Genomic DNA, 21,513 nt, shown 5'->3' with positions numbered 1-21,513 from the left:
TGCGGCGCGAAGCCTTCGTTGGAAAACAGCGGGGGACCGAGCGTAGGCCCGCCTCTGCCGCGCCACCTGTCGCCGGCGCGGCAGCCGGCGCCGGAACGTCTCGCTTCAGCCGAAGCGCATGCCCTTCGGGCGCGCCTGCAGCCGGTTGACGTAGGCGTCGATCCGGGGCCGGTTGGAACGGCCGCCGAAGGCGCGCAGGTAGATGAACATCGAGCCGATCATCACGTCGGCCGCGGTGAACTGCGCGCCGAACAGGTAGGGGCCGTCGCCGAGCTCGCGCTCGACCGCGTCCTTGGCCTCCTCGAAGTCGGTCCAGCCGCGCGCGCTGTTGTTGCTGCGCAGCTTGAGCATGCTGTCGCCCATCGCGGGCTCGAGCTGCGCGGTCGAATAGACCATCAGCGACAGGAAGCGGCCGCGCTCGGGCGTGCCCACGGGCGGGGCGAGCTTCTTCGCGGGGTACTTCTCGGCGATGTAGAGGCAGATGGCCGCGTTCTCGAACAGCCGCGTGGGGCCGTCGACCAGCGCGGGCAGCTTGCCGGCCGGGTTGATCTTGCGGAACTCGGGCGTCTTGTGCGCCTTCTCGCGCAGCAGCGTGGGCACGATCTCGTAGTCCACGCCGGCCTCGTCGAGCATCCACTTGGCGACCTGCGCGCGGCTGTGCGGGTCGAAATACAGCTTCATGGTCATGAGGGTGTCTTCCTTGGGTTGGTGCTGGCTCAGAACTTCGGGATGCGCAGCGTCTTGCTGATCATCAGCGTGCCCGAGAGCGCGAACAGCAGCGCCATCGGATGCAGCTGCCACGGGCCCACGCTCCAGGCGCCGCCCCACAGCGCGTCGCCCAGGCGGCCCTGCGAGGCGGCCCAGGCGAGCACGCCCACCAGCACCACGCTGGTCGGGATCGGCGTGCCCTCGAAGTACTTGACCTTGTCGCCGCCGGCCGAGAGCGATTCGGCCGTGACGTTGAAGCGCGCGAGCCGGCTCACGCCGCAGCAGACGAAGTAGACCAGCGCCACGCAGTCCCAGCCGCCGTCGAGCCCGGCCGCGAAGCCCAGCGCGGCCGGCGCCACGCCGAAGGAGATGATGTCGGCCAGCGAATCGAGCTCGCGCCCGAGCGCCGAATGGGTCTGGCGCCAGCGCGCGATGCGGCCGTCGAACACGTCGAACACGAAGGCCGCGGGCGCGAGCGCGGCGGCCCAGTAGAAGTGGGTGAGCGACTGGCTCGCCATGTAGGCCATCGCGAGGAACACGCCGCCCACGCCGCAGGCCGCGTTGCCGAGCGTGAACACGTCGGCGAGGTGGAAGCCGCGGATCATCGAGAAGTGCTTGCGCACGGGAGCGGGGCGGTTCATGGAGCCTTCTGGAACTGCGGAAATGCGCCGAACCTTAACCGAAGCGCCGAGGCCCCGATGTAGTCGCGCTCCGACGCGCGGGCGCGGACGGCGTCAGCGGCGTTCGCGCCCGCTCGGCGCCACGCCGAAGCGCTTGCGGAAGGCGGTCGCGAAGTTCGTCGCGTGGCGGTAGCCCACGAGCTGCGCGGCCTCCTGCACGCTCAGGCCCTGCGCCAGCCGTTCGCGCGCGAGCGCCATGCGCCGCTCGTGCAGCCATTCGAAGACCGAGCACTGGTAGGCGGCGCGGAACTTCAGGCGCAGCGTGCTCTGGCTCATGCAGGCGAGGCGGGCCAGCGCCTCGAGCGTGTGGTGTTCCTCGGGCGCGTCGTGCAGCCGTTGGCGCACGCGCTCGAGCAGCTGGCGCTCGCGCGACGAGGGCAGCGGTGGCGCCATCGGCGATGCATCGGCCAGCGCGTGCGCAAGCAGCTGCAGGCCCACGCCCTGGCACAGCAGCGCCTGCAGCGGGCCCTGCCACTGGCCGCCGAGCACCTGCTCGATGGCCTGCACGAGGTGCGGCGGCACCGCCCAGTGGCGCGGTCGCCCGGCCGGCGAGCGCAGCGCGGCGGCGATCAGCTCGTCGAGCTGCGCGTCGCCCGTGCCGAGCGGCGCGGCGGCCGACACGTTGATGCTGCGCAGCCGCTGGCGCGCCGGGTGGATGCCGGTCATCGACAGCCCGTCGCCATAGGCGGCGCTGAGGCCGCCGTGCGTGCGCATCGGCACGCTGTCGCCGCGGCCCAGCGCGGCCTGCGCCTGGCCCTGCAGCACCACGATGGCCGAGAACCGGGGGCGCGCCTGCGAGGTGGCTTCGTAGTGGTGGTGCACCACGATGTCGGAGGCGGCCAGCGTCAGGCCCGGGCCCAGCGCATGCGTCTCGACGCGGCCCTCGGCGATGCACAGCGCCTCGGGGTCGCGCGGTGCGCCCGACAGATAGGGCAGGCGGTAGCGGAAGCCCGCGTCGCGGCCGAGCCGGTCGAAGTCGGCGGCGCTGAAGCGGCGCGGCGAAACGCCGGGCGCGAGGGGCGCTTCGCTTTCGGCGCCCGGCATACGTTTGCCGCGCTTCGGCATAGGTCGGTGCATCGCCAGATAGTAACAATTCTCATTTGTCGTTAAACCCTTTGTCCTCACTGCCGCCATGCCGACTGCCTTCCGTTCTACCGCGCCGTTCCGGCGCCATTCACTGAGCCTCCTGTTCGGCGCGGCGCTGCCCTCGATATCCGCGCTGGCGCAGGCACCCGATGCCGGATCGGGCGCCGCGTTGCCCGCCATCGAGGTGACCGGCACAGCCGTCACGCCCACCACCGAGGGCACGCAGTCGTACACCACGAAGGCCGCGCGCACCGCGACCGGCCTGCAGCTCTCGCCGCGCGAGACGCCGCAATCGGTCAGCGTGGTCACGCGCCAGATCGTCGAGGACCAGGGCCTGCAGACCACCGGCGACATGCTGGGCAGCGTCACCGGCATCTCGATCACGCGCAGCGACGCCAACCGGCTTTCGGTGTCGGCGCGCGGCTTCGCGATCGACAGCTACCAGTTCGACGGCCTCGTGAGCCCGGTGCTGTCGCCCTGGTCCTTCGGCGAAAGCAACCTCGACACCGCCATCTACGACCGGCTCGAGGTGGTGCGCGGCGCCACCGGCCTGATGACCGGCGCGGGCAACCCGTCGGCCGCGATCAACTTCGTGCGCAAGCGGCCGCTGCGCGAGTTCGCGGCCTCGGCCGGCGTGTCGGTGGGCAGCTGGAATTTCCGGCGTGCCGAGGCCGACATCTCGGCGCCGCTCACGCAGGACGGGCGCATCCGCTCGCGCCTGGTGGCGGCCCATTCGGACGGCGACAGCTACACGACCTTTCTCGGCAACCGCTCGAACACCTTCTATGGCGTGCTCAGTGCCGACCTGACGTCGGCCACCGAACTCACGCTGGGCTTGAGCAAGCAGGACACCGTGACGCGCGGCTTCGGTGCCGGCTTCCCGCTGTTCTATACCGACGGCCGGCGCACCGACTTCGACCGCTCCGTGGCCAGCAACACGAGATGGACCCGGGCCGAGACCGACACCACGACCGCCTTCCTCGACCTCACGCACCGCTTCGCCAACCGCTGGACCGCGCGCCTGGCCTACAGCCACGCCAGCACCGACATGATGATGAAGCACCTCTACCGCGGCGGCGCCGTCAATGCCTTCACCGGCGCGATGAGCGTGGCGCCGTCGTACATCTACTACGACGGCGAACTGAAGCGCCGCGCCGCCCACGCCACGCTCGGCGGCCCGTTCCGCCTGCTGGGCCGCGACCACGAGTTCTCGCTCGGCTGGATGCGCTTCGACGACCGGCTCGACCTGCCGCAGTACCGCGCGCTGAACCAGCCATCGATCGGCAGCTTCTTCGACTGGCGCGTCGACCGCATCGCCGAGCCGCTGTGGTCGAGCGTGCCCTCGCAGGCCGACACCATGCGCGCGCGCCAGGACGGCACCTATGCCGTGGGGCGCTTCTCGCTGGCCGACCCGCTGCACCTGATCGTGGGCGCGCGCGTGAGCAACTGGAAGACCGACCAGAACTACTTCGGCGCGATCCGCAGGTACGAGCACCGCGACCGCATCACGCCCTACGCGGGCCTGCTCTACGACATCGACGACACCTACACGGCCTACGCCAGCTACACCAGCATCTTCAAGCCGCAGAACAACCGCGACGCGGCCGGCGAGATCCTCGACCCGGTGACCGGCAAGAGCTTCGAGCTGGGCCTCAAGGCCGCCTACGCCGAGGGCCGGCTCAACGGCGCCTTCGCGCTGTTCCAGACGCGCCAGGACAACCTGGCCGAGGCCATCGCCGGCCAGACCGCGGGCGGCGTGCCCAACACCCAGGCCTACCGCGCGGTGGCCGGCGCGAAGGTGGAAGGCGTGGACCTCGAGCTCAGCGGCGAGATCGCGCGCGGCTGGAACCTCGCCGCGGGCTACACCCACTTCCGTGCCCGCGCCGCGAACGGCACGCCGATCAACACCGGGCATCCGCGCAGCCAGCTCAAGATCTTCAGCAGCTACCAGCTGCCGGGCGACTGGAGCGCGCTGACCGTGGGCGCGGGCGTGAACTGGCAGGGCCGCGCCTACGAGACCGTCATGGCGCCGCCGGCCAACCGCTCCACCGTGGTCGCGCAGTCGGGCTATGCGCTGGTGAGCCTGATGGCGCGCTACGAGATCCGCAAGAACGTCTCGGCCACCCTGAACATCAATAACCTGACCGACCGCAAGTACTACTCGCAGGTGGCGTTCTTCAACCAGGGCTGGTATGGGTCGCCGCGCAATGCGACGCTGTCGCTGCGCGTGCAGTACTGAAGCGGCAGGAGGCTCAGAGCCCCTGGCGCGCCTCGGCGATGCGCGCGAAGCGGCCGAGCAGTTGCGCGGAATCGCCGGTGGCCTGCACGCGCTCGCGCAGCGCCTCGGGGTCGAGCCCGGCCGTCTTCAGCGGGCCGGCCAGGCGATCGATGTAGTCGCGCATCGCGTGGGCATCGAACTCGGGATGGAACTGCACGCCCCAGGCGCTGTCGCCGACGCGGAAGGCATGCACCGGGTCGTGCGCGCTGCCGGCCAGCCGCACCGCGCCCTCGGGCAGGCGCAGCGCGCTCTGCCAGTGCACCGCATGGGCCGCGAAGCGCGCCGGCAGGCCGCCCAGCAGCGGGTCGGTGGCGGCGGCCTCCTCGAGCACGACGCTGACCGTGCCGATCTCCGGGCCGCGCGGATGGTCGCCGGCCTCGCCGCCGAGCGCATGCGCGAGCAGCTGGTGGCCATAGCAGATGCCGAGCACCGGCGTGCCCTGCGCCACCGCGCGCGCGAGCCAGCCGGCGGTGCGTTCGCTCCAGTCCTCGCGGTGCGACACCATCGCATGCGAGCCGGTCAGCACCGCGCCCGCGATGGCGGCGGGATCGGGCAGCGTGTCGCCGCGGCGCGGATCGATCACGGCGATGGGCAGCGTGTCGCTGGCGAGGCCGTCGGCGATCCAGTGCTCGAAGTCGCCGTGCGTCTCGCGCAGGGCGTCGAAGGTGTCGCCGAGCTTGACGATGACCAGGGGACGGGAGTGGATTTCCATCCCGCGATGATGCCAAAGCCTCAGGCCAGCACCACGCGCTCGCAGGCCCGCCGCAGCGCCGGCAGCGCCGGCATGTCGCGCGAGGCGGCATCGGTGACGACCACGTCGATGTCGGCGCTGCGCGCATAGGTGACGCGGCTGGCCTGGCCGATCTTGGCGTGGTCGGCCAGGATCACAAGCTGCTGCGCCTGCTCGGCCATGGCGCGCGCGATCGCGGCCTCGTGGTGCTCGAAGCTCATCGCGCCGTGCTTGGGATGCATCGCCACCGGCGACAGCAGCGCCACGTCGGCGCGGTAGCGGCGGATCTCCTCGACCGTGCCGGCGCCGCAGGTGGCCTGGGTCTTGACGTCGATCTCGCCGCCGAGCAGCACGGTGCGCCCGCCTGTGTCGCGGCCCTCGGCCGCGCCCGCGAGCTTGAGCGCGATGCTCAGCGAGTTGGTGATGACCGTCATGCCGCTGAGCGTGGCCAGCGCCTCGGCCAGCAACGCGGTGGTGCTGCCGGTGTCGAGGAACACGGTCTGGCCCGGTTCGAGCAGCGCGATCGCGGCCCGGGCGATGGCGCGCTTCTCGCGCTGCCGCGCCACCAGCCGCACCGCCAGCGGCGGCTCGGGTTCGGCGCCCGTGGCCACGGCGCCGCCATGCACCCGCCGCAGCTCGCCCAGGCCCTCGAGCTCGAGCAGGTCGCGGCGCACGGTTTCGCGCGAGACCGCGAGGTCCTGCATGATCCGCTCGACGCTCAGGCGCGAGAAGGTGGCCAGCAGGCTGCGGATGCGCAGGAATCGTTCTTCTTGGAGCATGGGATGCCGATGGGAGAGGGAGCGATGGCGCCGGTGGCGGACCGGCGCCATTGTGCGGGAGGCGTGCGGGCGGCGCGTGACGCTCAGCCCGCCTGGCCCATCGCCGGATCGCTGATGCCGTGGCTGCCGTTCTCCACGCGGCCCGCGAAGCGGCGCAGGTAGCTGGTGCCGTCGTCCACGTTGGCCGTCACGCTGAAGTCGTACCAGTGCTTCGCGGGCGCCAGGTCCCACTTCTGCACGACCACCTGGCCCGGCGCGAGCGCGAAGGACCAGGGGCCGTCGGTGCGGTAGGCATTCGGCGCCACCGTGACGGTGCAGCTGATGTTGCCGAGGTTGTGCATCTCCAGGTGCACGTCGCCGTTGGCGGCGTCGTAGCAGACGCGCACCTCGGGCAGCGCCGTGCCGCCCGCGAGCGCGGCCGGCAGCTTGCCGCCGAAGCGCCGGAAGTAGCCGTTGGGGCCGAACACCGAGAGGTCGTAGCGCCCGCCGGCCGCCACCGCCCAGGCGTCGTTGAGCAGCTTGCCGGGCTCCACCGTGTAGCGGCGCGGCACCTTGTCGAGCGCGAGATGGTCGTAGACATGGAACACCGCACCGGCGCCGCCGGTGTTGCCGAACACCAGCCAGAACTTCTGCTGCGCCACGTCGGGCCGGCCGCTGGTGTGCAGCTCGTAGGGCAGGGCGCGCGAGTAGCGCACGCCGGTGGCCTGCTGCGGCAGGGTGCCGGTGCCGGGCGCGGGCGCGACCGGGGTGGGCAGCAGCAGCTGCTTCGCGATGGCATCGTCGGCCGCCTTGCCGTCGATGTGCGGCAGCGCGGGCAGCGCCGCATTGGGCGTGGCGAAGTCGAAGCAGGTGCTGAGGTCGCCCGCGACCGCGCGCCGCCAGGGGCTGATGTTGGGCTCCATCACGCCGAAGCGCGTCTCGAGGAAGCGCACCACCGAGGTGTGGTCGGCCACCTGCGAGTTGACCCAGCCGCCGCGGCTCCAGGGCGACACCACGTACATCGGCACGCGCCAGCCCATGCCGAAGGGCGAACCGCGGTAGGGCGCCTTGAGGTCGTTGCGCTCGCCCAGCGTCGACACCGTGCTCATGCCGGCCTCGCTGCCGTCGGCGTTCAGCGAGGGGATCGAGGGCGGCGGCATGTGATCGAAGTAGCCGTCGTTCTCGTCGAACATGATGAACAGCACGGTCTGGCTCCAGACCGCGGGATCGGCCGTGAGGGCGTTCAGTACGCGCTCGGTGTATTCGGCGCCCCACAGCGGCGACGAGGGGCCGGGATGCTCCGAGTACTTCTCGGGCGCCACGATCCAGCTCACCTGCGGCAGGCGGCCGGCCTTCACGTCGTCGGCCAGGGCATCGATCGAGCGCGTGGACAGGCCGCGCGCCTTGAGCGAGCGCTGCGCCTCGGTCGGCTCGGCCGCGTAGTAGGCCTTGCGGAAGCTGGTGAAGCCTTCGAGCGGGTTGTCGGTGTAGTTGTCGGCCATGTCCTGGTAGATCTGCCAGCTCACGCCGGCCTGTTCCAGGCGCTCGGGGTAGGTGGTCCAGTCGTAGCCGGGCGCGTTCGCGAGATCGTCGTTCGAGTTGTCGATCGCGGGACCGCCGCCCTGTCCCAGCGGGTCGTTGGTGCCGCTCCAGAGGAACAGGCGGTTCGAGTTGGTGCCGGTGAGCTCGCTGCAGTGGTAGGCGTCGCACAAGGTGAAGGCATCGGCCAGCGCGAACTGGTAGGCGATGTCGCTCTGCGTGTAGTAGCCGAGCGCGCGCGCCGTCTTGGCCGCCACCCACTGGTTCATGCGCCCGCCGTTCCAGGCCTGCTGGCCGTCGGACCAGCTGTGGGCCATGCCGGTGGTGCGCTGCGCGCTGGTGGCGGTGGTGTCGTAGCGGAAGGGCACGCAGGTGCCGCTGCCCGAGGTCGGCGGCTGCTGCCACACCGGCTTGCCGTTGGCCAGCGGCACCGGGAAGCGGTCGCCGAAGCCGCGCACGCCGCGCAGGGTGCCGAAGTAGTGGTCGAAGGAGCGGTTCTCCTGCATGAAGATCACGACGTGCTTGACGTCGCTGATGGTGCCGGTCTCCTGCGTCGCGGGAATCGCCAGCGCGCGGCGGATGCCGGGCGGCAGCAGGCCGAGCGCGGCGGCCGCGCCCGCGGTGGTGGCGGCGCCGCGCAGGAAGCCGCGGCGGGAAGGGGATGCTTGCTTGTCGCTCATGGTGTTCGGGCTCAGGGCGCGCAGCGCACCGACTCGGGACGGCGCGGCGGCAGTTGGGAATCGGGCGTGCCGCCCGGCGGGGTCAGCGCCTCGATCGGCGGACCGGCGGTGGCCGGGTCGTTGGGCGTGAGGCTCGTGGCCGGCGGCAGGGCGATGGCGCCGCCACCCCCGCCGCCACCGCCGCAGGCCGTGAGCACGGTGGCGGCGAGCAGCGCCAGGGCGCAGGCCGCGCGTTGCATCGTTGGGTTGCGCATGCGTGTCTCTCCTCAGGGCACCAGCGTGGTCAGCGAACCGCGCGAACGCGCGATCGACTCGATCTCGGCCGCGCTCAGCACGCGGTTCCAGGTCGCGAACTCGGCGAAGTCGAAGCGCCCGGCGATGGTGTTGCTCGCATTGCCGTTGCGGTAGTTCGGGCCGTAGCCGCCGTCGCCGTCCTCGTTGAGCGAGAAGCCCTTGTTGAGGCCGTTGAGCGCGGCCGCGAAGGCGCTCGTCAACGTGGCCGAGCTGCTCTGCAGGCCCAGGGCCGGATCGAAGACGTAGTAGCTCACCTTCAGCGCCGGCACGTCGACCGTCATCGCGACATAGGCCCAGGTGTTGGCGCTGAAGCCCAGGTCCTTGTCGCCCAGGCGCGCGCCGCCGCGGCCGATGTTGAAGCGCAGGGCGCTGCCGTACTGGCCGATCGCGAGGCCCGGGTTGTTGCCGCTGCCCCAGTCCTTGTTCGAGATCACCGGCATGCCCGAGCGAGTGGCATCGGAGCGGAACCAGAAGCCGAAGCTGAAGGGCGCCGTGGTGCTGGTCACGCTGGCCGTGGGGACCGAATAGCCGCCGTCGCAGGCCGCGCAGACCGTGGCACCGGTGTAGTCGGTCGACAGCAGCGCGCGCGTGCCGCTGCCCAGCGGCCCGTCGCCGGCCGCCGCATAGACCGCGGCCGCGCCCTTGACCCAGGGCGCGAAGACCTGGCCACCGGCGATGCGGTCCTCGAGCGCGCCGTTCAGCGGGAACAAGTGCGTGAGGCCGTTGGCCACGCTGGGCAGCAGCACAATCGGCTTCACGTAGTCGAGCGAGGCGCGCAGCGAGACCGGCGTCTTGTCGGCAACAACGGTGTAGTCGTAGGCATAGGTGCCGCTGGCGTCGAAGGGCATGGTGGTGTCCTCGAAGCCGAGGGCGGTGCCGGGCAGCGTGGCCACGGGGGCGCCGTCGCGCAGCACCGTGATGGAGGCCACGGGGGCCGGCAGCGTCCAGCTCAGGCGGATGCCGTTGCGCTTGTCGTTGGCCACCGCGGCGAGCCGGCGCACGCCGGGCGCGCCCAGCAGTGGCGCGCCGTCGATCGCGTACTTGTCGGCCGCGGGCAGCGCCGACAGGTGGGTCAGCAAGGTGGGCGCGATGTCGGCCGTGGAGGCATAGCCGTACCAGTCCGCGATGTTCGCGGGCAGCCCGGCGGGCGCTGCTGCGTCGAGGTTGGCGCGGCGGTCGAGCACCAGCGCGGTCGCGAGGTTCGACGGCACCGGGATGCCGTCGGCCACGCCGGTGGCGCCCAGGCCGTGGGTGGTGGCGACGACCACCAGCCAGTCTTCCTGCGGCTGGGCCGCGCGGCGCCGCGCCAGCGCGGAGCGCAGCGTGGCGATCTGCTTGTCGACCTGCGCGAGCGCGTTCTGGTAGTCGGTGCCGTAGCCCGCCACGTCGGCGACCTGCGCCGGGCCCTGGTAGTCGGCCACCACGAGGTCGTAGCCGCCGCTCTCGAGCGCGCCCGCGGCCTCGGTCGAGACGCAGTCGTCGCTGCCGTCGCAGTCCTTCGCGAGCTCGAGGTAGCCCGCGGCCTTGTCGGTGCGCAGCAGTTGCGGCAGGCCGCTCCAGCTCGCGACCACCGCGCTGCGGGTGTCGGCGCGGCGTTGCTTGAGCAGCTTGAAGACGGTGTCGGCGCCGAAGGCCTGGCCCTCGTAGTTGGAGCGGATCTCGTGCCGGTCGGCCCAGCCGCCGGTCAGCAGCGTGGCCCACGACGGCCCGTCGGTGGCCTGCTGCTGCGTGCGCTGGCCGAGCACGCCGCCGGTGTAGGAAGGCAGCAAGGTGCCCAGGCCTTGCAGCGCGGGCATGCGCGCATCGCCGAGCGCCTGCTGCAGGGCAGCGTATTGCACGCCGTCGACGCCGATGACCAGCGCCTTGGGGCGCGGTGCCGGCGCGGGGGAGGGCGCGGGTGCGGGTGCGGGGGCCGGCGCGGGCGGTGGAACGGGAAGGAAGGGGGTCGAGCCACCGCCACCGCCGCCGCAGGCGGCCAGCAGTAGCACGGGGGTCAGGCACAGGGCGGCGCGCGCGAGGCGGCCTCTCGGCGTTGTCATCGGGGAACTCCGGCAGGTCAAGAACGCCGGGGCGGGCACTCAAACCCGCCCCGGCACGAAGGCATTCCTGGTCGTGCGTGGCTTGCCGGCGATCGATGCATTCATGTGCACTTGGGCAGATGAATGTGATTTACAACAAAATCCACAAATACAACCAATGCCTCGAATGCTGCGCGAGCCGCATGACAGAGCCGCGACAGCACCGGCCGAAAAAGAAAAGGGGCCCGAAGGCCCCGTGGTGGTCGAGCGCGTGCGCCTCAGCGGATCTGCGCCTCGTAGTGCTGCTCGATCGCCGCCAGTGAGGTCCAGAAGCCCGCGGGCGCGCGGCCCTCGAGCAGCGCCTCGAGCACCTCGAGGTGCGCATGCCAGCCGCTGGCCACGCTGACGGTCTCCTTGCGATCGGGCAGCCGGCGGTGGGTGAGCACGAGCCGGGTCGCATCGCCCTGCGGCGCGAGTTCGAACGTGACCTCCGAGGCGTCGTCCGCCTCGCTGCCCCAGCTGATGACCAGCAGCCTCGGCGCCTCGATGCGCAGCAGCCGCGACTTCTGCAGGTGCGGCGCGCGGTAGGCCGCGTAGCGCTCGGGCGCGGCCTCGCCCGAGAGCGTGGTGTGTTCGAAGCGCAGCTCGAACACCGCGCCGGGCTGCGGCGCCATGGTGCCGCCCGCGAGCCAGCGCGCGCGCTTCTCGGGATCGACCAGGTAGGACCAGACGCGCTCCACGGGCGCGGCCAGCAGGCGCTCGATGCGCAGGGTGTCGGGCTCGACGAGCCGGCCGAATCGTTCGGTGGTGGTCATGGGTGCTGCTCCTTGTGTCGGATGAGAAAAAGCAATCAGCCGGCGGCGTCGTCGCGCAGCGCCTGCTCGAGCGCGTCGAGGCGGCCGCCCCAGAAGCCCTCGTAGTAGCGCAGCCAGGCGTCGGCCGTGGCCAGCGCCGTGGGTTCGAGCCGGCACACGTGGGCGCGGCCCTGCACCGTGCGCGACACCAGCCCCGCGCGCTCCAGCGTCTTCACGTGCTTGGAGGCGCCGGCGAAGCTCATGCGGAACGGCGCGCCGAGCTCGCCCACGCTGCAGTCGCCCTGGGCCAGCAGCTGCAGCATGGTGCGCCGCGTGCTGTCGGCCAGCGCGTGGAAGATGGCGTCGAGCCGCTGGTCCTGGCGCTCGGTGGGTAGTTCAAGTTCAACCATGGGGTTGAATATAGGCCTGTTTCGGCGTTCGTTCAACCCTTCGGTTGAATTTGAAAGAAGAAGCGCCGTTACACCCGATACAGCCGGGACGCCCACCGCCCCCGTCGCGCTGGCAGCGCGGGCCCCCCGTTCCTACGATGCAGTCTCATCCAACCACTCTCTTCGCACCAAGACACCCATGAACACACCGATCCGACGCCGTACGCTCCTCGCCGCCGCCAGCGCGGTGCCGCTCGCGAGCGCCTGCGCCGCCTGGTCCGCCGCCGGCCCGGACGCCGAGGCCCGGCTCGCGGCGCTCGAACGCGACTGCGGCGGCCGCCTGGGCGTGCATGCGCTCGACACCGCCAGCGGCGCGCGCATCGCGCACCGCGGCAACGAACTGTTTCCGATGTGCAGCACCTTCAAGCTGATGCTCGCGGCCGCGATCCTGCAGCGCGGCGCCGCGCAGGAACCGGCGCTGCTCGAGCGCCGCCTGAGCTACACCCGCGCCCACCTGCTGCCCAACTCGCCGATCACCGAGAAGCACCTGGCCGACGGCATGACCGTGGCCGAGCTCTGCGCCGCCACGCTGCAGTACAGCGACAACGCCGCCGCCAACCTGCTGATGCACCAGCTCGGCGGGCCGGCCGGCGTCACGGCCTATGCGCGCGCCATCGGCGACACGGTGTTCCGCCTCGACCGCTGGGAGACCGAGCTCAACAGCGCCATCCCCGGCGATCCGCGCGACACCACCAGCCCGGCCGCGATGGCCGCCAGCGTGCAGCGGCTGGTGCTCGGCGACGCCCTGGCCGCGCCGCAGCGCGCGCGGCTCGAGGCCTGGCTGCGCGGCAACACCACCAGCAAGGAGCGCTTCCTGGCCGGCGTGCCGGCCGGCTGGGCCGTGGGCGACAAGACCGGCGCGGGCGACTACGGCACCAACAACGACGTCGGCGTGCTGTGGCCGGCTTCGGGCGCTCCGCTGGTGCTCGCGGTGTACCTGACCTTCCCGGGCGACAAGGGCGCCAAGACGCGCAACGACGTGGTGGCCTCGGCGGTGCGCATCGTGGCGAACGCGATGCGGGGCTGAGCGCCCGCGCTGCCCCGGGGCCGCAATGCCGTACCCGCCCCATCGGGCACTGCGCGGTGCGCCTGCGCCGGCGCGCCATCGGCGGGACAATGGCCGCGCCTTGCGCGCCCCGCGCGGCCAGGGCATCCAGCCAGAGCCCCCGCCGCATGTCGTCCCCGCCCGCCGTCTCCACCTCCTCGTCCTCCTCCCAGGCCTCGTTCTCGCTGTGGCGCATCGCGGTGCCGGCCTTCGGGCCCTCGCTGCTGTTCGGCATCGGGGAGGGCGCGATCCTGCCGATCGTGCCGCTCACGGCGCGCGAGCTCGGCGCCTCGGTGCCGATGGCGGCGCTGGTGATGGCGCTGATCGGCATCGGCTCGCTGCTCAACAACATCCCGGCCTCGATGATCACCATGCGCTGGGGCGAGCGCTGGGCCATCGTCGCGGCCGGCGCCTGGAGCGCGCTCGGCATGGCGCTGTGCGTGTGGACCTCGCACCTGGGCCTGTTCGCGCTCGGCTGTTTCATGGTCGGCATGTCGCAGGCGGTCTACAACCTCGCGCGCCAGAGCTACATGAGCGAGGCGGTGCCGGTCGAGTACCGCGCGCGGGCGCTGTCCACGCTGGGCGGCGTGATGCGCATCGGCATGTTCATCGGCCCCTTCCTGGCGGCCGGCGCGGTGCATTTCTTCGGCCTGATGGCGGCCTATGTGCTCGGCATCGTGGCGGTGGCCGGCGCGGCCATCCTGGGCGCGCGCATTCCCGACCTCGAGCTGCCGCCCGCGCCGCCGGGCCAGGCCGCGCCCGCGAAGCCCACCATCGTCTCGACCCTGCGCGACCACCGGCGCGTGTTCCTCACGCTGGGCATCGCCGTGACCCTGGTCAGCGCGGTGCGCGCCTCGCGCCAGGCCGTGATCCCGCTGTGGGCCGACCACCTCGCGCTGGCGCCCTCGGTGGCCTCGCTGATCTACGGCATGGCCGGCGGCATCGACATGCTGGTGTTCTACCCGGCCGGCAAGGTGATGGACCAGAAGGGCCGGCGCTGGGTCGCGGTGCCCTCGATGCTGATCATGGGGCTCGCGATGCTGCTGATGCCGCTGACCACGGGTGCCGCCACCTTGCTGGTCGCGGCGCTGGCGATCGGCTTCGGCAACGGCATCGGCTCGGGAATGATCATGACCCTGGGCGCCGACCATTCGCCGCGCCATGGCCGCGCGCACTTCCTCGGCGTGTGGCGGCTGATGTCCGACATCGGCGCCTCCTGCGGGCCGGCGCTGCTGTCCTTCCTCGCGGGCAGCCTCTCGCTGGCCGCGGGCATCGCGGTCACGGGCGGGCTCGCCTTCGCCGCGGCCGGCGTGCTGGCCCACTGGATTCCGCGCCGCACGCCGGGCCACGAGGCCTAGCGAAGGCTGTCGCGGCCTATCATTCACCCCACACAGGGGTCCCACACACACATGTCCAATCTCATCGTCCACGGCGGCACGCCGCTGCGCGGCCGCATCACGCCGTCGGCCAACAAGAACGCGGTGCTGCCGATCCTCTGCGCCACGTTGCTCACGCGCGAACCGCTGCGCCTGCACGGCGTGCCCGACATCACCGACGTGCGCAAGATCCTCGACATCTTCCGCACGCTGGGCAGCGAGGTGCAGCTCGACCACGCCACCGGCACGCTGGCGCTGCACCACCGCGACACCGTGTTCGACGCCGCCGCCCACCGGCTGCCCGAAGAGATGCGCTCCTCGATCATGCTGGTGCCGCCGCTGCTGGCGCGCTTCGGCGTGGCGCGGCTCGAGGACAACGTCAAGGGCTGCACCCTGGGCGTGCGCGAGATCGATCCGCACGTCGAGGTGTTCCGCAGCTTCGGCGGCCAGGTCGAGCGCGCCGAGGGCTCGCTGCTGGTGCGCACCGACGGGCGCCTGGTGCCCACCGACCACTGGCTCGACTACGCCTCGGTCACCACCACCGAGAACTTCGTGTTGTGCGCGGTCGGCGCCGAGGGCACCTCGACCCTGACCAACGCCGCCTCCGAGCCGCACGTGCAGGAGTTCTGCCGCTTCATGGCCATGATCGGCGCGCGCATCGACGGCATCGGCACCTCGCGCCTCACGGTGCATGGCGGCCATGCGCTGGGTGGCGGCGAGTTCCGCTTCGACGAGGACTTCCACGAGATCACCACCTTCCTCGCGCTCGGCGCCATCACCGGCGGCGACGTGGTGGTGCGCAACAGCGCGCCGGCCAACTTTCCGTTGATCGACCGCACCTTCGCCAAGTTCGGCGTGCAGATCGTGCACGAGGACGGCTGGTCGCGCGCCGTGCGCTCGGGGCCGCTGAAGGTGCAGACGCCATTCACCGCCAACGTGCTGACCAAGGTCGAGGCCGCGCCCTGGCCCTACTTCCCGGTCGACCTGCTGCCGATCTTCATCGCGCTGGGCGTGCGCGCGCAGGGCAACGCGATGTTCTGGAACAAGGTCTACGACGGCGCGCTGGGCTGGACCGGCGAGCTCTCGAAGTTCGGCGCCCACGTGTTCTCGTCCGACCCGCACCGGCTCATCACCTTCGGCGGCGCGCCGCTGGTGCCCGCGGTGGTCGAGAGCCCCTACATCATCCGCGTGGCGATCGCGCTGTTCATGGTGGCCTCGAGCATCGAGGGCCGCTCCGAGATCCGCAACGCCACGCCGATCCGCCGCGCGCACCCGCGCTTCGTCGAGAACCTGCGCAGCCTGGGCGTGCAGGTGGAGTGGACCAGCGAGGAGTGACAAGGTGTGATTAAACCTACTGCGCGCCCCGATCTCGCACCTGCGGTCCTCGCCGTACGTGAGTACGGCTGCGGTCCTCGGCGCGACCTCGGGGCGCTCGCTACGGTTTCTTCACACCTTGTGAGCGTTCCGGCCGCGGTGTTTCACGGTGCCGCGCGCCGCAGCAGCCCGGCCTCGATGGAGGCCTCGAGCCGGTCGACCACGTCCCAGTGGCGCAGCAGCAGCCCGTCCTGCGTCTCGTAGCGGTCCGCGGTCGCGAAGCGCAGCGCGCGGCCGGTGGGCGGCGCGCCGAGGAAGTTGCCGGTGTGGGTGCCGGCCCATCGGGTCATCGCCATCAGCTGCGTGCCCTCGACCAGCACCACCTGCTCGAGCGGCCGCAGGTCGGGCAGGCCCGCGAGCAGCAGGCGCGCGAAGTCGGCGTACATGGCCGGGCCGCGGCCGCGCAGCATCGGCGAGCTGCTGCTGAAATCGGGATGCAGGAAGCGGGCGATCGCGTCGAATTCGTGGCGTTCGAACACCGCGTGGCGGAATGCGAGGAAGCTGGCGCGAAGGTCCTCGCTCGCCGAGGAAGGGGTGGTGGAGGTCATGCGGGCTCGTGAAGCGCAACGGCGGGCGGCCAGTGTGTCGCCGCGAGCTCGCGCGGCGCGATGACCGCCGCGGTCATTGACGAAGCCGCGCGCGCCTCGCGACCGCGCTACAGCACGAACCAGCCCACCGCCACGTAGTGGCTCACCGTGCCCGCGAGCACGAACAGGTGCCACACCGCATGCGCATGCCGGAAGCCGCGGCGGTTGCGGTAGAAGACCGTGCCCGCGGTGTAGAGCACGGCGCCGATCAAGAGCCATGCAAGGCCGCCGCCCTCGAGCTGCATCGCCAGCGGCACGGCCGCGGCGATCGCGAGCCAGCCCATGCCGATGTACAGCGGCAGCGAGGGCTTCACGGGCGCACCGCGCGCGGCCATCAGCTCGCGCCGGATGCCGACCGCGGCCGCGCCCCACATCGCCAGCAGCGGCACCCAGGCCCAGGCGCCTTCGAGCATCACCAGTGCGAACGGGGTGTAGGTGCCGGCGATCAGCAGGTAGATCGCGCAGTGGTCGGCGCATTCCCACAGACGTTTGAGCCGGCCGCGCGTGCTGTGGAACAGGGTGGAGGCCGCGTAGAGCGCGACCGCCGAGAGCGAGAACACGAGCGAGCCGGCGATCTTCGCCGGGTCGCCCGTGGGCAGGGTCTTGGCCAGCAGCAGCACGGCCGCCGGCAGGGCGAGCAGCAGGCCGAGCAGGTGGCTGTACCCGTTGAGTCGTTCGCCCGGGTACATGGTGTGCCGCCTGCTTGCTTCGGTCAGTCTGCCGCGTGCCGGCTCAGCGGCCGGTTTCCTTCAGGTAGTCCTGGCGCGCGGCGAAGGCCGTGTTCGCGAAGTCCGAGAACACGCCGTCGATGCCGGCGCGGAAGTACGCGAGGTACTCGGCCTTCGGGTCGCCCTTGTAGACGGCGGCCAGGTAGCGCGACTCGTTGCGGAAGGTGTAGCTGTGCACGAACAGGCCGGCCTTGTGGGCGTCGGCGATCAGGCTGGTGGGCTTGATCGTGTTGGCTTCGACCATGCCCTTGTTGGGCGTCTTGAACGGAACGATCGTGTGCGCCATCACTTGCGGCTTCCACGGGCCGATGCCATCGGCATAGGTCTTGACCTCGGCCAAGCCGGCCGGCGTGAGCATCGCGCCGAACCAGCGCGGGTCGCCCGCGAGGGTCCAGCTGTAGGGACGGCCGTCGACGAAGGTGTAGTCGTCGGTGGTGACGTAGATCATCTCGCCGGTCTTGAAGTCGATGTCGTTGCCGTCGACCAGCTGCACCGCGCGCGCCTTCAGGCCGGCCGAGCGCAGGTACTTGAGGCTCACGGGGTCGAAGCTCTGCACGAAGATCGGCGCGTCCTTGCGGTTCAGGTCGTTGGCGTTCATCGCCTTGAGCAGCGCGTCTTCCAGCGGGTGGCTGCCGGCCGGGCCGCAGCCGTTGGCGATCGCCTGGGCGTTGTTCCAGATCGGGTTCTTGGTTTCCGGATACACGGTGATCGTGCGGCCGGTGGCCTTGGCCTTGGCGCGCATGATGTCGATCACTTCCTGGAAGCTCAGGATCGGCAGCTTGCCGTTCAGCTCGGTCGGGCGCTCGTCCTTCGCGTCGAAGGTGGTGCCATGGATCCACTGCTTGAGCTCGGCCAGCGTGAAGTCGGTGATCGACCAGTCGCCGGTGTGGTCCTCGCCGTCGACGACCAGCGACTTGAGCACCGACTTCGGATCCTTGGGATCGGTCAGGTCGCTCAGGTACTTCGCCGGGCCGTTGGCGGGAATCGCCGGGTAGGTCACGTCGACGCGCACGCCGGGCACGGTGCGCTTGCGCGCGGCCACGGTGGCGTTGGTCTTGGCGACGTCGGTGATGTCGGTGTTGTCGCTGAGCCAGGGGTTGTGGCGCGCGACCAGCACGCAGTCCTTGGTCAGGTGCAGGTCGGTCTCGAGCGAATCGGCGCCGGCATCGGCGGCCGCTTCGTAGGCCTTCTGGGTTTCCTCCGGGAACAGGCCGGGCAGGCCGCGGTGGCCGATCACCAGGGGCACCGAGCCGTCGAGCGTGCCCAGCGGGGTCGGTGCCGGGGCGGGTGCCGGCGCCGGAGCGGGCGGAATGACGGGAACGAAGGCGCTGCCGCCACCACCACCGCCGCAGGCGGCGATGACGAGGCTGCCGCCGAGCGCGACGAAGGCGGCACGCAGGGGACGGGGTGCGGGTGCAGGAACGGCTGTTTTCTTCATGTTGGAGTTTCGCGTTGCGTTGCGTTGAGGGGTGCCGAAGGCCGGCGGATGCTAGGTTTGGCGGATGACGGTACGGTGACCGTGGGCGCGCAAGCAACACGGGCGTCCATGCGCCCGAAGCGCGGTGACATCGAGCGTCACCGCGGCGTCATCGAAGACTTTGTGTCCTAGTCGAAGCGCGGTCGCGCCTCGGACCACTGGAGCAGCCCGTCGAGCACCGGGCACAGCGACTGGCCCCAGTCGCTCAGGCGGTACTCCACCTTCGGCGGCACCTGCGAATGCACGGTGCGCAGCACCAGGCCATCGGCCTCGAGCTGGCGCAGCTGCTGCGTCAGCATCTTCTGCGACACGGCCGGTATCGCCTGCTCGAGCTCGGAGAAGCGCAGCACCTTGCCGCCGAAGAGCTGGAACAGGATCACCAGCTTCCAGCGGCCCTCGATCCAGCCCAAGGTGCGCTCGACCTGCGCGGCCGCGCTGGCCGGCGTGTAGGCGACGGGGTTACCTGCGAGTACGGGCCTTACTTCTTCGTGCGTTCTTGTCATGGCCCGAGGGTATCCCTAGCCTCGATGCATCGCCAACAAGGACCTTTCTCATGACCGACATGCATCAGCCTTCCTCCCTGCCTTTCTCGTTCGACCCCGCGGAGTTCGCGGGCCGCCGCGTGCTCGTCACGGGCGGCACCAAGGGCATGGGCCAGGCCATCGTGCGCCGCCTCGCCGCGAGCGGAGCGCGCGTTGCCGCCACCGCGCGCAGCGCCCCTGAGGCGGCCGACAGCGACGGCGCCGAGCTCTTCGTCGCGGCCGACATCGCCACGCCCGCGGGCGTGGCGCGAGTCGCCGAGCGCACGCTCGCGGCCTTCGGCGGGCTCGACATCCTCGTCAACAACGTCGGCGGCTCGGGCGCCTCGCCCGGCGGCGCGCTCGCGCTCGACGATGCGCAATGGCAGGCGGCGCTCGACACCAACCTGCTCGCGGCCGTGCGGCTCGACCGCGCCTTCCTGCCTTCGATGCTCGCGCAGGGCGAGGGCAGCATCGTGCACATCTCCTCGATCCAGCGCCGGCTGCCGCTGTACGAATCCACGCTCGCCTATGCCGCGGCCAAGGCGGCGCTCACCACCTACAGCAAGGGCCTGTCGAAGGAGTTCGGCCCGCGCGGCGTGCGCGTGAACACGGTGGCGCCGGGCTACATCGAGACCGGCGCCGCGCGCGCCTTCGTCGAGCGGCTCGCGGCGGGCGCGGGCAGCGACTACGCGAGCGCGCGCCAGGGCGTGATGGATGCGCTCGGCGGCATCCCAATCGGCCGGCCCGGCCTGCCCGAGGAGGTGGCCGAGCTCGTGGCCTTCCTGGTGTCGCGGCGCGCGGCCTCGATCCACGGCAGCGAGTACGTGATCGACGGCGGCACGGTGCCGGTCGTGTAGGCGCGAAAGGGCGCCGCTACCTGAGCGCGCCGAAGCGCTCGGCATAGAGCGCCGTCACCCAGTCCACGAACACCCGCACGCGCGGCGACAGCAGCCGGTGCTGCGGATAGAGCACCGAATAGACCATCGGCGGGCAGGGCGTGTCGGCGAGGATCTCGACCAGCGTGCCGGCGCGCAGCTGGCGCTCGATGTGATAGCGCGGCACCTGGATGATCCCGCAGCCCTGCTCGGCGCAGGTCTTGTAGCTGTCGGCGTTGTTCACGCTGATCCAGTCGGGCAGCACGACCTGCTCGACGCGCCCGTTGACCTCGAACAGGTAGGGGAAGTGGTCGGGCCGCGAGGACGAGAAGAAGTTCACCGCCAGGTGCTGCTGGCTCAGCAGGTCGGCCGGTGTCAGCGGCGTGCCGCGTTCGGCCAGGTAGGCCGGGCTCGCGCAGGTCACTTGCGGCAGCAGCGCGAGCCGGCGCGTGACCAGCGAGGAGTCCTTGGGCTCGCCCGCGCGCACCACGCAATCCACGCCCTCGCGCACCAGCTCCACCAGCCGGTCGCCGCTGCCCACGGCGAGCACGATGTTCGGATAGCGCGCATGGAAGTCGCCGATGCGCGGCAGCACGATGTCGTTGGCGGCCGCGCCATGGATGTCGATGCGCAGCCGCCCGCGCGGATTGACCGCGAGCTGCGCGAGCGAGGACTCGGCGTCCTCGAGTTCGAGCAGCAGGTGGCGGCAGCGCTCGTAGTAGGCCTGGCCGTCGACCGTGGTGCGCACCTGGCGCGTGGTGCGCTCGAGCAGGCGCACCTGCAGCCGGGCCTCGAGCTCCTTGATCGCATGGGTCGCCGTGGCGCGCGGCAGCTCGAGCGCGGCCGCGGCCTGCGTGAAGCTGCCGAGCTCCACGATGCGGGTGAACAGGCGCATGGCATCGAAGCGGTCCATGGAATGAGCTCGGCAAATTGTTGGCCTGCGTTGAATTGTATTGACGAAATTCGCATATTTATTCGCCAATGCAGAACAGAGAGACTGCCAGCGTGCGGCCATCCCGCCGCGCCTCGTCACCTTTTCCCCCCGAGGAGCGACCCCCATGCAGTTGATCTTTCCGCGCCTGCGCGGCACCTATGACCGCTTCGAGCCGCTGAGCTACGCGCTGCTGCGCCTGGCTTTCGGCCTGATGCTCGTGACCCACGGCCTGCCCAAGCTGCTGGGCCGCAGCCACGGCAGCATGGCCGACCCGATGAAGGGCTCGGTCAACCTGATCGCCAACGTGCTGCACCTGCCGGGCGCCGAACTGCTCGGCTGGTTCGTCGCCATCCTCGAGGGCGTGGGCGGGCTGATGCTCGCGGCCGGCCTGTTCACTCGCGTGGTCGCCGCGATGGTCGCGGTGCAGATGCTGGTCATCTGCTACGTGATGGGCCCGACCTTCCCGTGGATCGACCGCGGCTTCGAATACCCGCTGATGCTGTTCTTCATCGCGCTGTGCCTGCTGGCGCGCGGCGGCGGCCGGCTGTCGCTCGATGCGCGCATCGGGCGCGAGGTCTGAGC

General features: G+C 71.2%; 21 protein-coding genes. 6 read left to right on the top strand and 15 right to left on the bottom strand.

Annotated elements, in window-relative coordinates:
- Window positions 1-105 precede the first annotated feature (105 nt).
- The 3 genes from AC07RM_RS19900 to AC07RM_RS19890 all read right to left on the bottom strand — a co-directional run bounded on the left by AC07RM_RS19900 (window position 106) and on the right by AC07RM_RS19890 (window position 2,432).
- Window positions 106-687: a glutathione S-transferase family protein gene (locus tag AC07RM_RS19900; RefSeq protein WP_495335608.1), complete on the bottom strand. Its 582-nt coding sequence runs from the start codon at window positions 685-687 to the stop codon at window positions 106-108.
- A gap of 29 nt (window positions 688-716) precedes the next feature.
- Window positions 717-1,349, bottom strand: coding sequence for a CDP-alcohol phosphatidyltransferase family protein (locus tag AC07RM_RS19895; RefSeq protein WP_093344709.1), 633 nt, complete (start codon window positions 1,347-1,349; stop codon window positions 717-719).
- A gap of 93 nt (window positions 1,350-1,442) precedes the next feature.
- Window positions 1,443-2,432, bottom strand: a complete 990-nt coding sequence (locus tag AC07RM_RS19890; RefSeq protein ID WP_495335607.1) for a helix-turn-helix transcriptional regulator — start codon at window positions 2,430-2,432, stop codon at window positions 1,443-1,445.
- Between the two features lie 88 nt (window positions 2,433-2,520).
- Here AC07RM_RS19890 and fauA point away from each other — a divergent pair, with 88 nt between their 5' ends.
- Complete coding sequence (gene fauA / locus AC07RM_RS19885) at window positions 2,521-4,713, top strand: TonB-dependent alcaligin siderophore receptor FauA (RefSeq protein ID WP_495335606.1); 2,193 nt, start codon at window positions 2,521-2,523, stop codon at window positions 4,711-4,713.
- A gap of 13 nt (window positions 4,714-4,726) precedes the next feature.
- Here the strand turns inward: fauA and AC07RM_RS19880 are convergent, their stop codons facing one another.
- The 7 genes from AC07RM_RS19880 to AC07RM_RS19850 form a co-directional block, all read right to left on the bottom strand.
- The gene (locus tag AC07RM_RS19880) at window positions 4,727-5,464 is read right to left on the bottom strand and encodes a glutamine amidotransferase (protein WP_495335605.1); all 738 of its coding nucleotides are present in this window, start codon (window positions 5,462-5,464) and stop codon (window positions 4,727-4,729) included.
- 20 nt (window positions 5,465-5,484) lie between these two features.
- A complete protein-coding gene (locus AC07RM_RS19875; protein ID WP_203201563.1) occupies window positions 5,485-6,261 on the bottom strand; it encodes a DeoR/GlpR family DNA-binding transcription regulator in 777 nt (258 codons plus the stop codon).
- Window positions 6,262-6,344: 83 nt separating this feature from the next.
- Window positions 6,345-8,459 carry a phosphocholine-specific phospholipase C gene (locus AC07RM_RS19870; RefSeq protein ID WP_495335604.1) on the bottom strand — a complete coding sequence of 705 codons (2,115 nt, stop codon included), beginning with the start codon at window positions 8,457-8,459 and terminating at the stop codon, window positions 6,345-6,347.
- Between the two features lie 11 nt (window positions 8,460-8,470).
- Window positions 8,471-8,713 (bottom strand): hypothetical protein, encoded by a 243-nt coding sequence (locus AC07RM_RS19865; protein ID WP_495335603.1) that lies wholly within the window; start codon window positions 8,711-8,713, stop codon window positions 8,471-8,473.
- A 12-nt stretch (window positions 8,714-8,725) separates the two neighbouring features.
- On the bottom strand, window positions 8,726-10,792 hold the full coding sequence (locus AC07RM_RS19860) for a hypothetical protein (RefSeq protein WP_495335602.1): 2,067 nt from the start codon (window positions 10,790-10,792) through the stop codon (window positions 8,726-8,728).
- Window positions 10,793-11,049: 257 nt separating this feature from the next.
- Window positions 11,050-11,586 (bottom strand): SRPBCC family protein, encoded by a 537-nt coding sequence (locus AC07RM_RS19855; RefSeq protein WP_495335601.1) that lies wholly within the window; start codon window positions 11,584-11,586, stop codon window positions 11,050-11,052.
- Between the two features lie 35 nt (window positions 11,587-11,621).
- Window positions 11,622-11,975, bottom strand: a complete 354-nt coding sequence (locus tag AC07RM_RS19850) for an ArsR/SmtB family transcription factor (RefSeq protein ID WP_296782025.1) — start codon at window positions 11,973-11,975, stop codon at window positions 11,622-11,624.
- A gap of 178 nt (window positions 11,976-12,153) precedes the next feature.
- Here AC07RM_RS19850 and bla point away from each other — a divergent pair, with 178 nt between their 5' ends.
- The 3 genes from bla (at window position 12,154) to AC07RM_RS19835 (ending at window position 15,770) form a co-directional block, all read left to right on the top strand.
- The gene (bla, locus tag AC07RM_RS19845) at window positions 12,154-13,041 is read left to right on the top strand and encodes a class A beta-lactamase (protein WP_495335600.1); all 888 of its coding nucleotides are present in this window, start codon (window positions 12,154-12,156) and stop codon (window positions 13,039-13,041) included.
- 146 nt (window positions 13,042-13,187) lie between these two features.
- The gene (locus AC07RM_RS19840) at window positions 13,188-14,417 is read left to right on the top strand and encodes an MFS transporter (protein WP_495335599.1); all 1,230 of its coding nucleotides are present in this window, start codon (window positions 13,188-13,190) and stop codon (window positions 14,415-14,417) included.
- A 51-nt stretch (window positions 14,418-14,468) separates the two neighbouring features.
- Window positions 14,469-15,770 carry a UDP-N-acetylglucosamine 1-carboxyvinyltransferase gene (locus tag AC07RM_RS19835; RefSeq protein ID WP_093344681.1) on the top strand — a complete coding sequence of 434 codons (1,302 nt, stop codon included), beginning with the start codon at window positions 14,469-14,471 and terminating at the stop codon, window positions 15,768-15,770.
- Window positions 15,771-15,913: 143 nt separating this feature from the next.
- Here the strand turns inward: AC07RM_RS19835 and AC07RM_RS19830 are convergent, their stop codons facing one another.
- The 4 genes from AC07RM_RS19830 to AC07RM_RS19815 form a co-directional block, all read right to left on the bottom strand.
- Entirely contained in the window at window positions 15,914-16,357 is a 444-nt protein-coding gene (locus tag AC07RM_RS19830) for an ester cyclase (RefSeq protein WP_495335598.1), read from the bottom strand.
- Window positions 16,358-16,464: 107 nt separating this feature from the next.
- Complete coding sequence (gene trhA, locus AC07RM_RS19825) at window positions 16,465-17,085, bottom strand: PAQR family membrane homeostasis protein TrhA (protein WP_208510737.1); 621 nt, start codon at window positions 17,083-17,085, stop codon at window positions 16,465-16,467.
- A 43-nt stretch (window positions 17,086-17,128) separates the two neighbouring features.
- A complete protein-coding gene (locus AC07RM_RS19820; protein WP_490878648.1) occupies window positions 17,129-18,562 on the bottom strand; it encodes a glycerophosphodiester phosphodiesterase family protein in 1,434 nt (477 codons plus the stop codon).
- Between the two features lie 167 nt (window positions 18,563-18,729).
- Window positions 18,730-19,104, bottom strand: coding sequence for a winged helix-turn-helix transcriptional regulator (locus AC07RM_RS19815; RefSeq protein ID WP_093344671.1), 375 nt, complete (start codon window positions 19,102-19,104; stop codon window positions 18,730-18,732).
- A gap of 50 nt (window positions 19,105-19,154) precedes the next feature.
- On the opposite strand from AC07RM_RS19815, the gene AC07RM_RS19810 reads away from it, so the two are divergent.
- Window positions 19,155-19,979 (top strand): SDR family oxidoreductase, encoded by an 825-nt coding sequence (locus AC07RM_RS19810; protein WP_495335597.1) that lies wholly within the window; start codon window positions 19,155-19,157, stop codon window positions 19,977-19,979.
- A gap of 16 nt (window positions 19,980-19,995) precedes the next feature.
- On the opposite strand, the gene AC07RM_RS19805 is transcribed toward AC07RM_RS19810, so the two are convergent.
- Window positions 19,996-20,910, bottom strand: a complete 915-nt coding sequence (locus AC07RM_RS19805) for a LysR family transcriptional regulator (protein WP_398493738.1) — start codon at window positions 20,908-20,910, stop codon at window positions 19,996-19,998.
- Between the two features lie 145 nt (window positions 20,911-21,055).
- Between AC07RM_RS19805 and AC07RM_RS19800 the strand changes: the two genes are divergently transcribed.
- The gene (locus AC07RM_RS19800; protein ID WP_495335596.1) at window positions 21,056-21,511 is read left to right on the top strand and encodes a DoxX family protein; all 456 of its coding nucleotides are present in this window, start codon (window positions 21,056-21,058) and stop codon (window positions 21,509-21,511) included.
- The last annotated feature ends 2 nt before the right edge of the window (window positions 21,512-21,513 follow it).

The organism is Variovorax sp. GW821-FHT09B05 (assembly GCF_059418265.1).
Note: the sequence above shows the minus strand (reverse complement) of the source record. Positions and strands in the feature narration are given on the sequence as shown.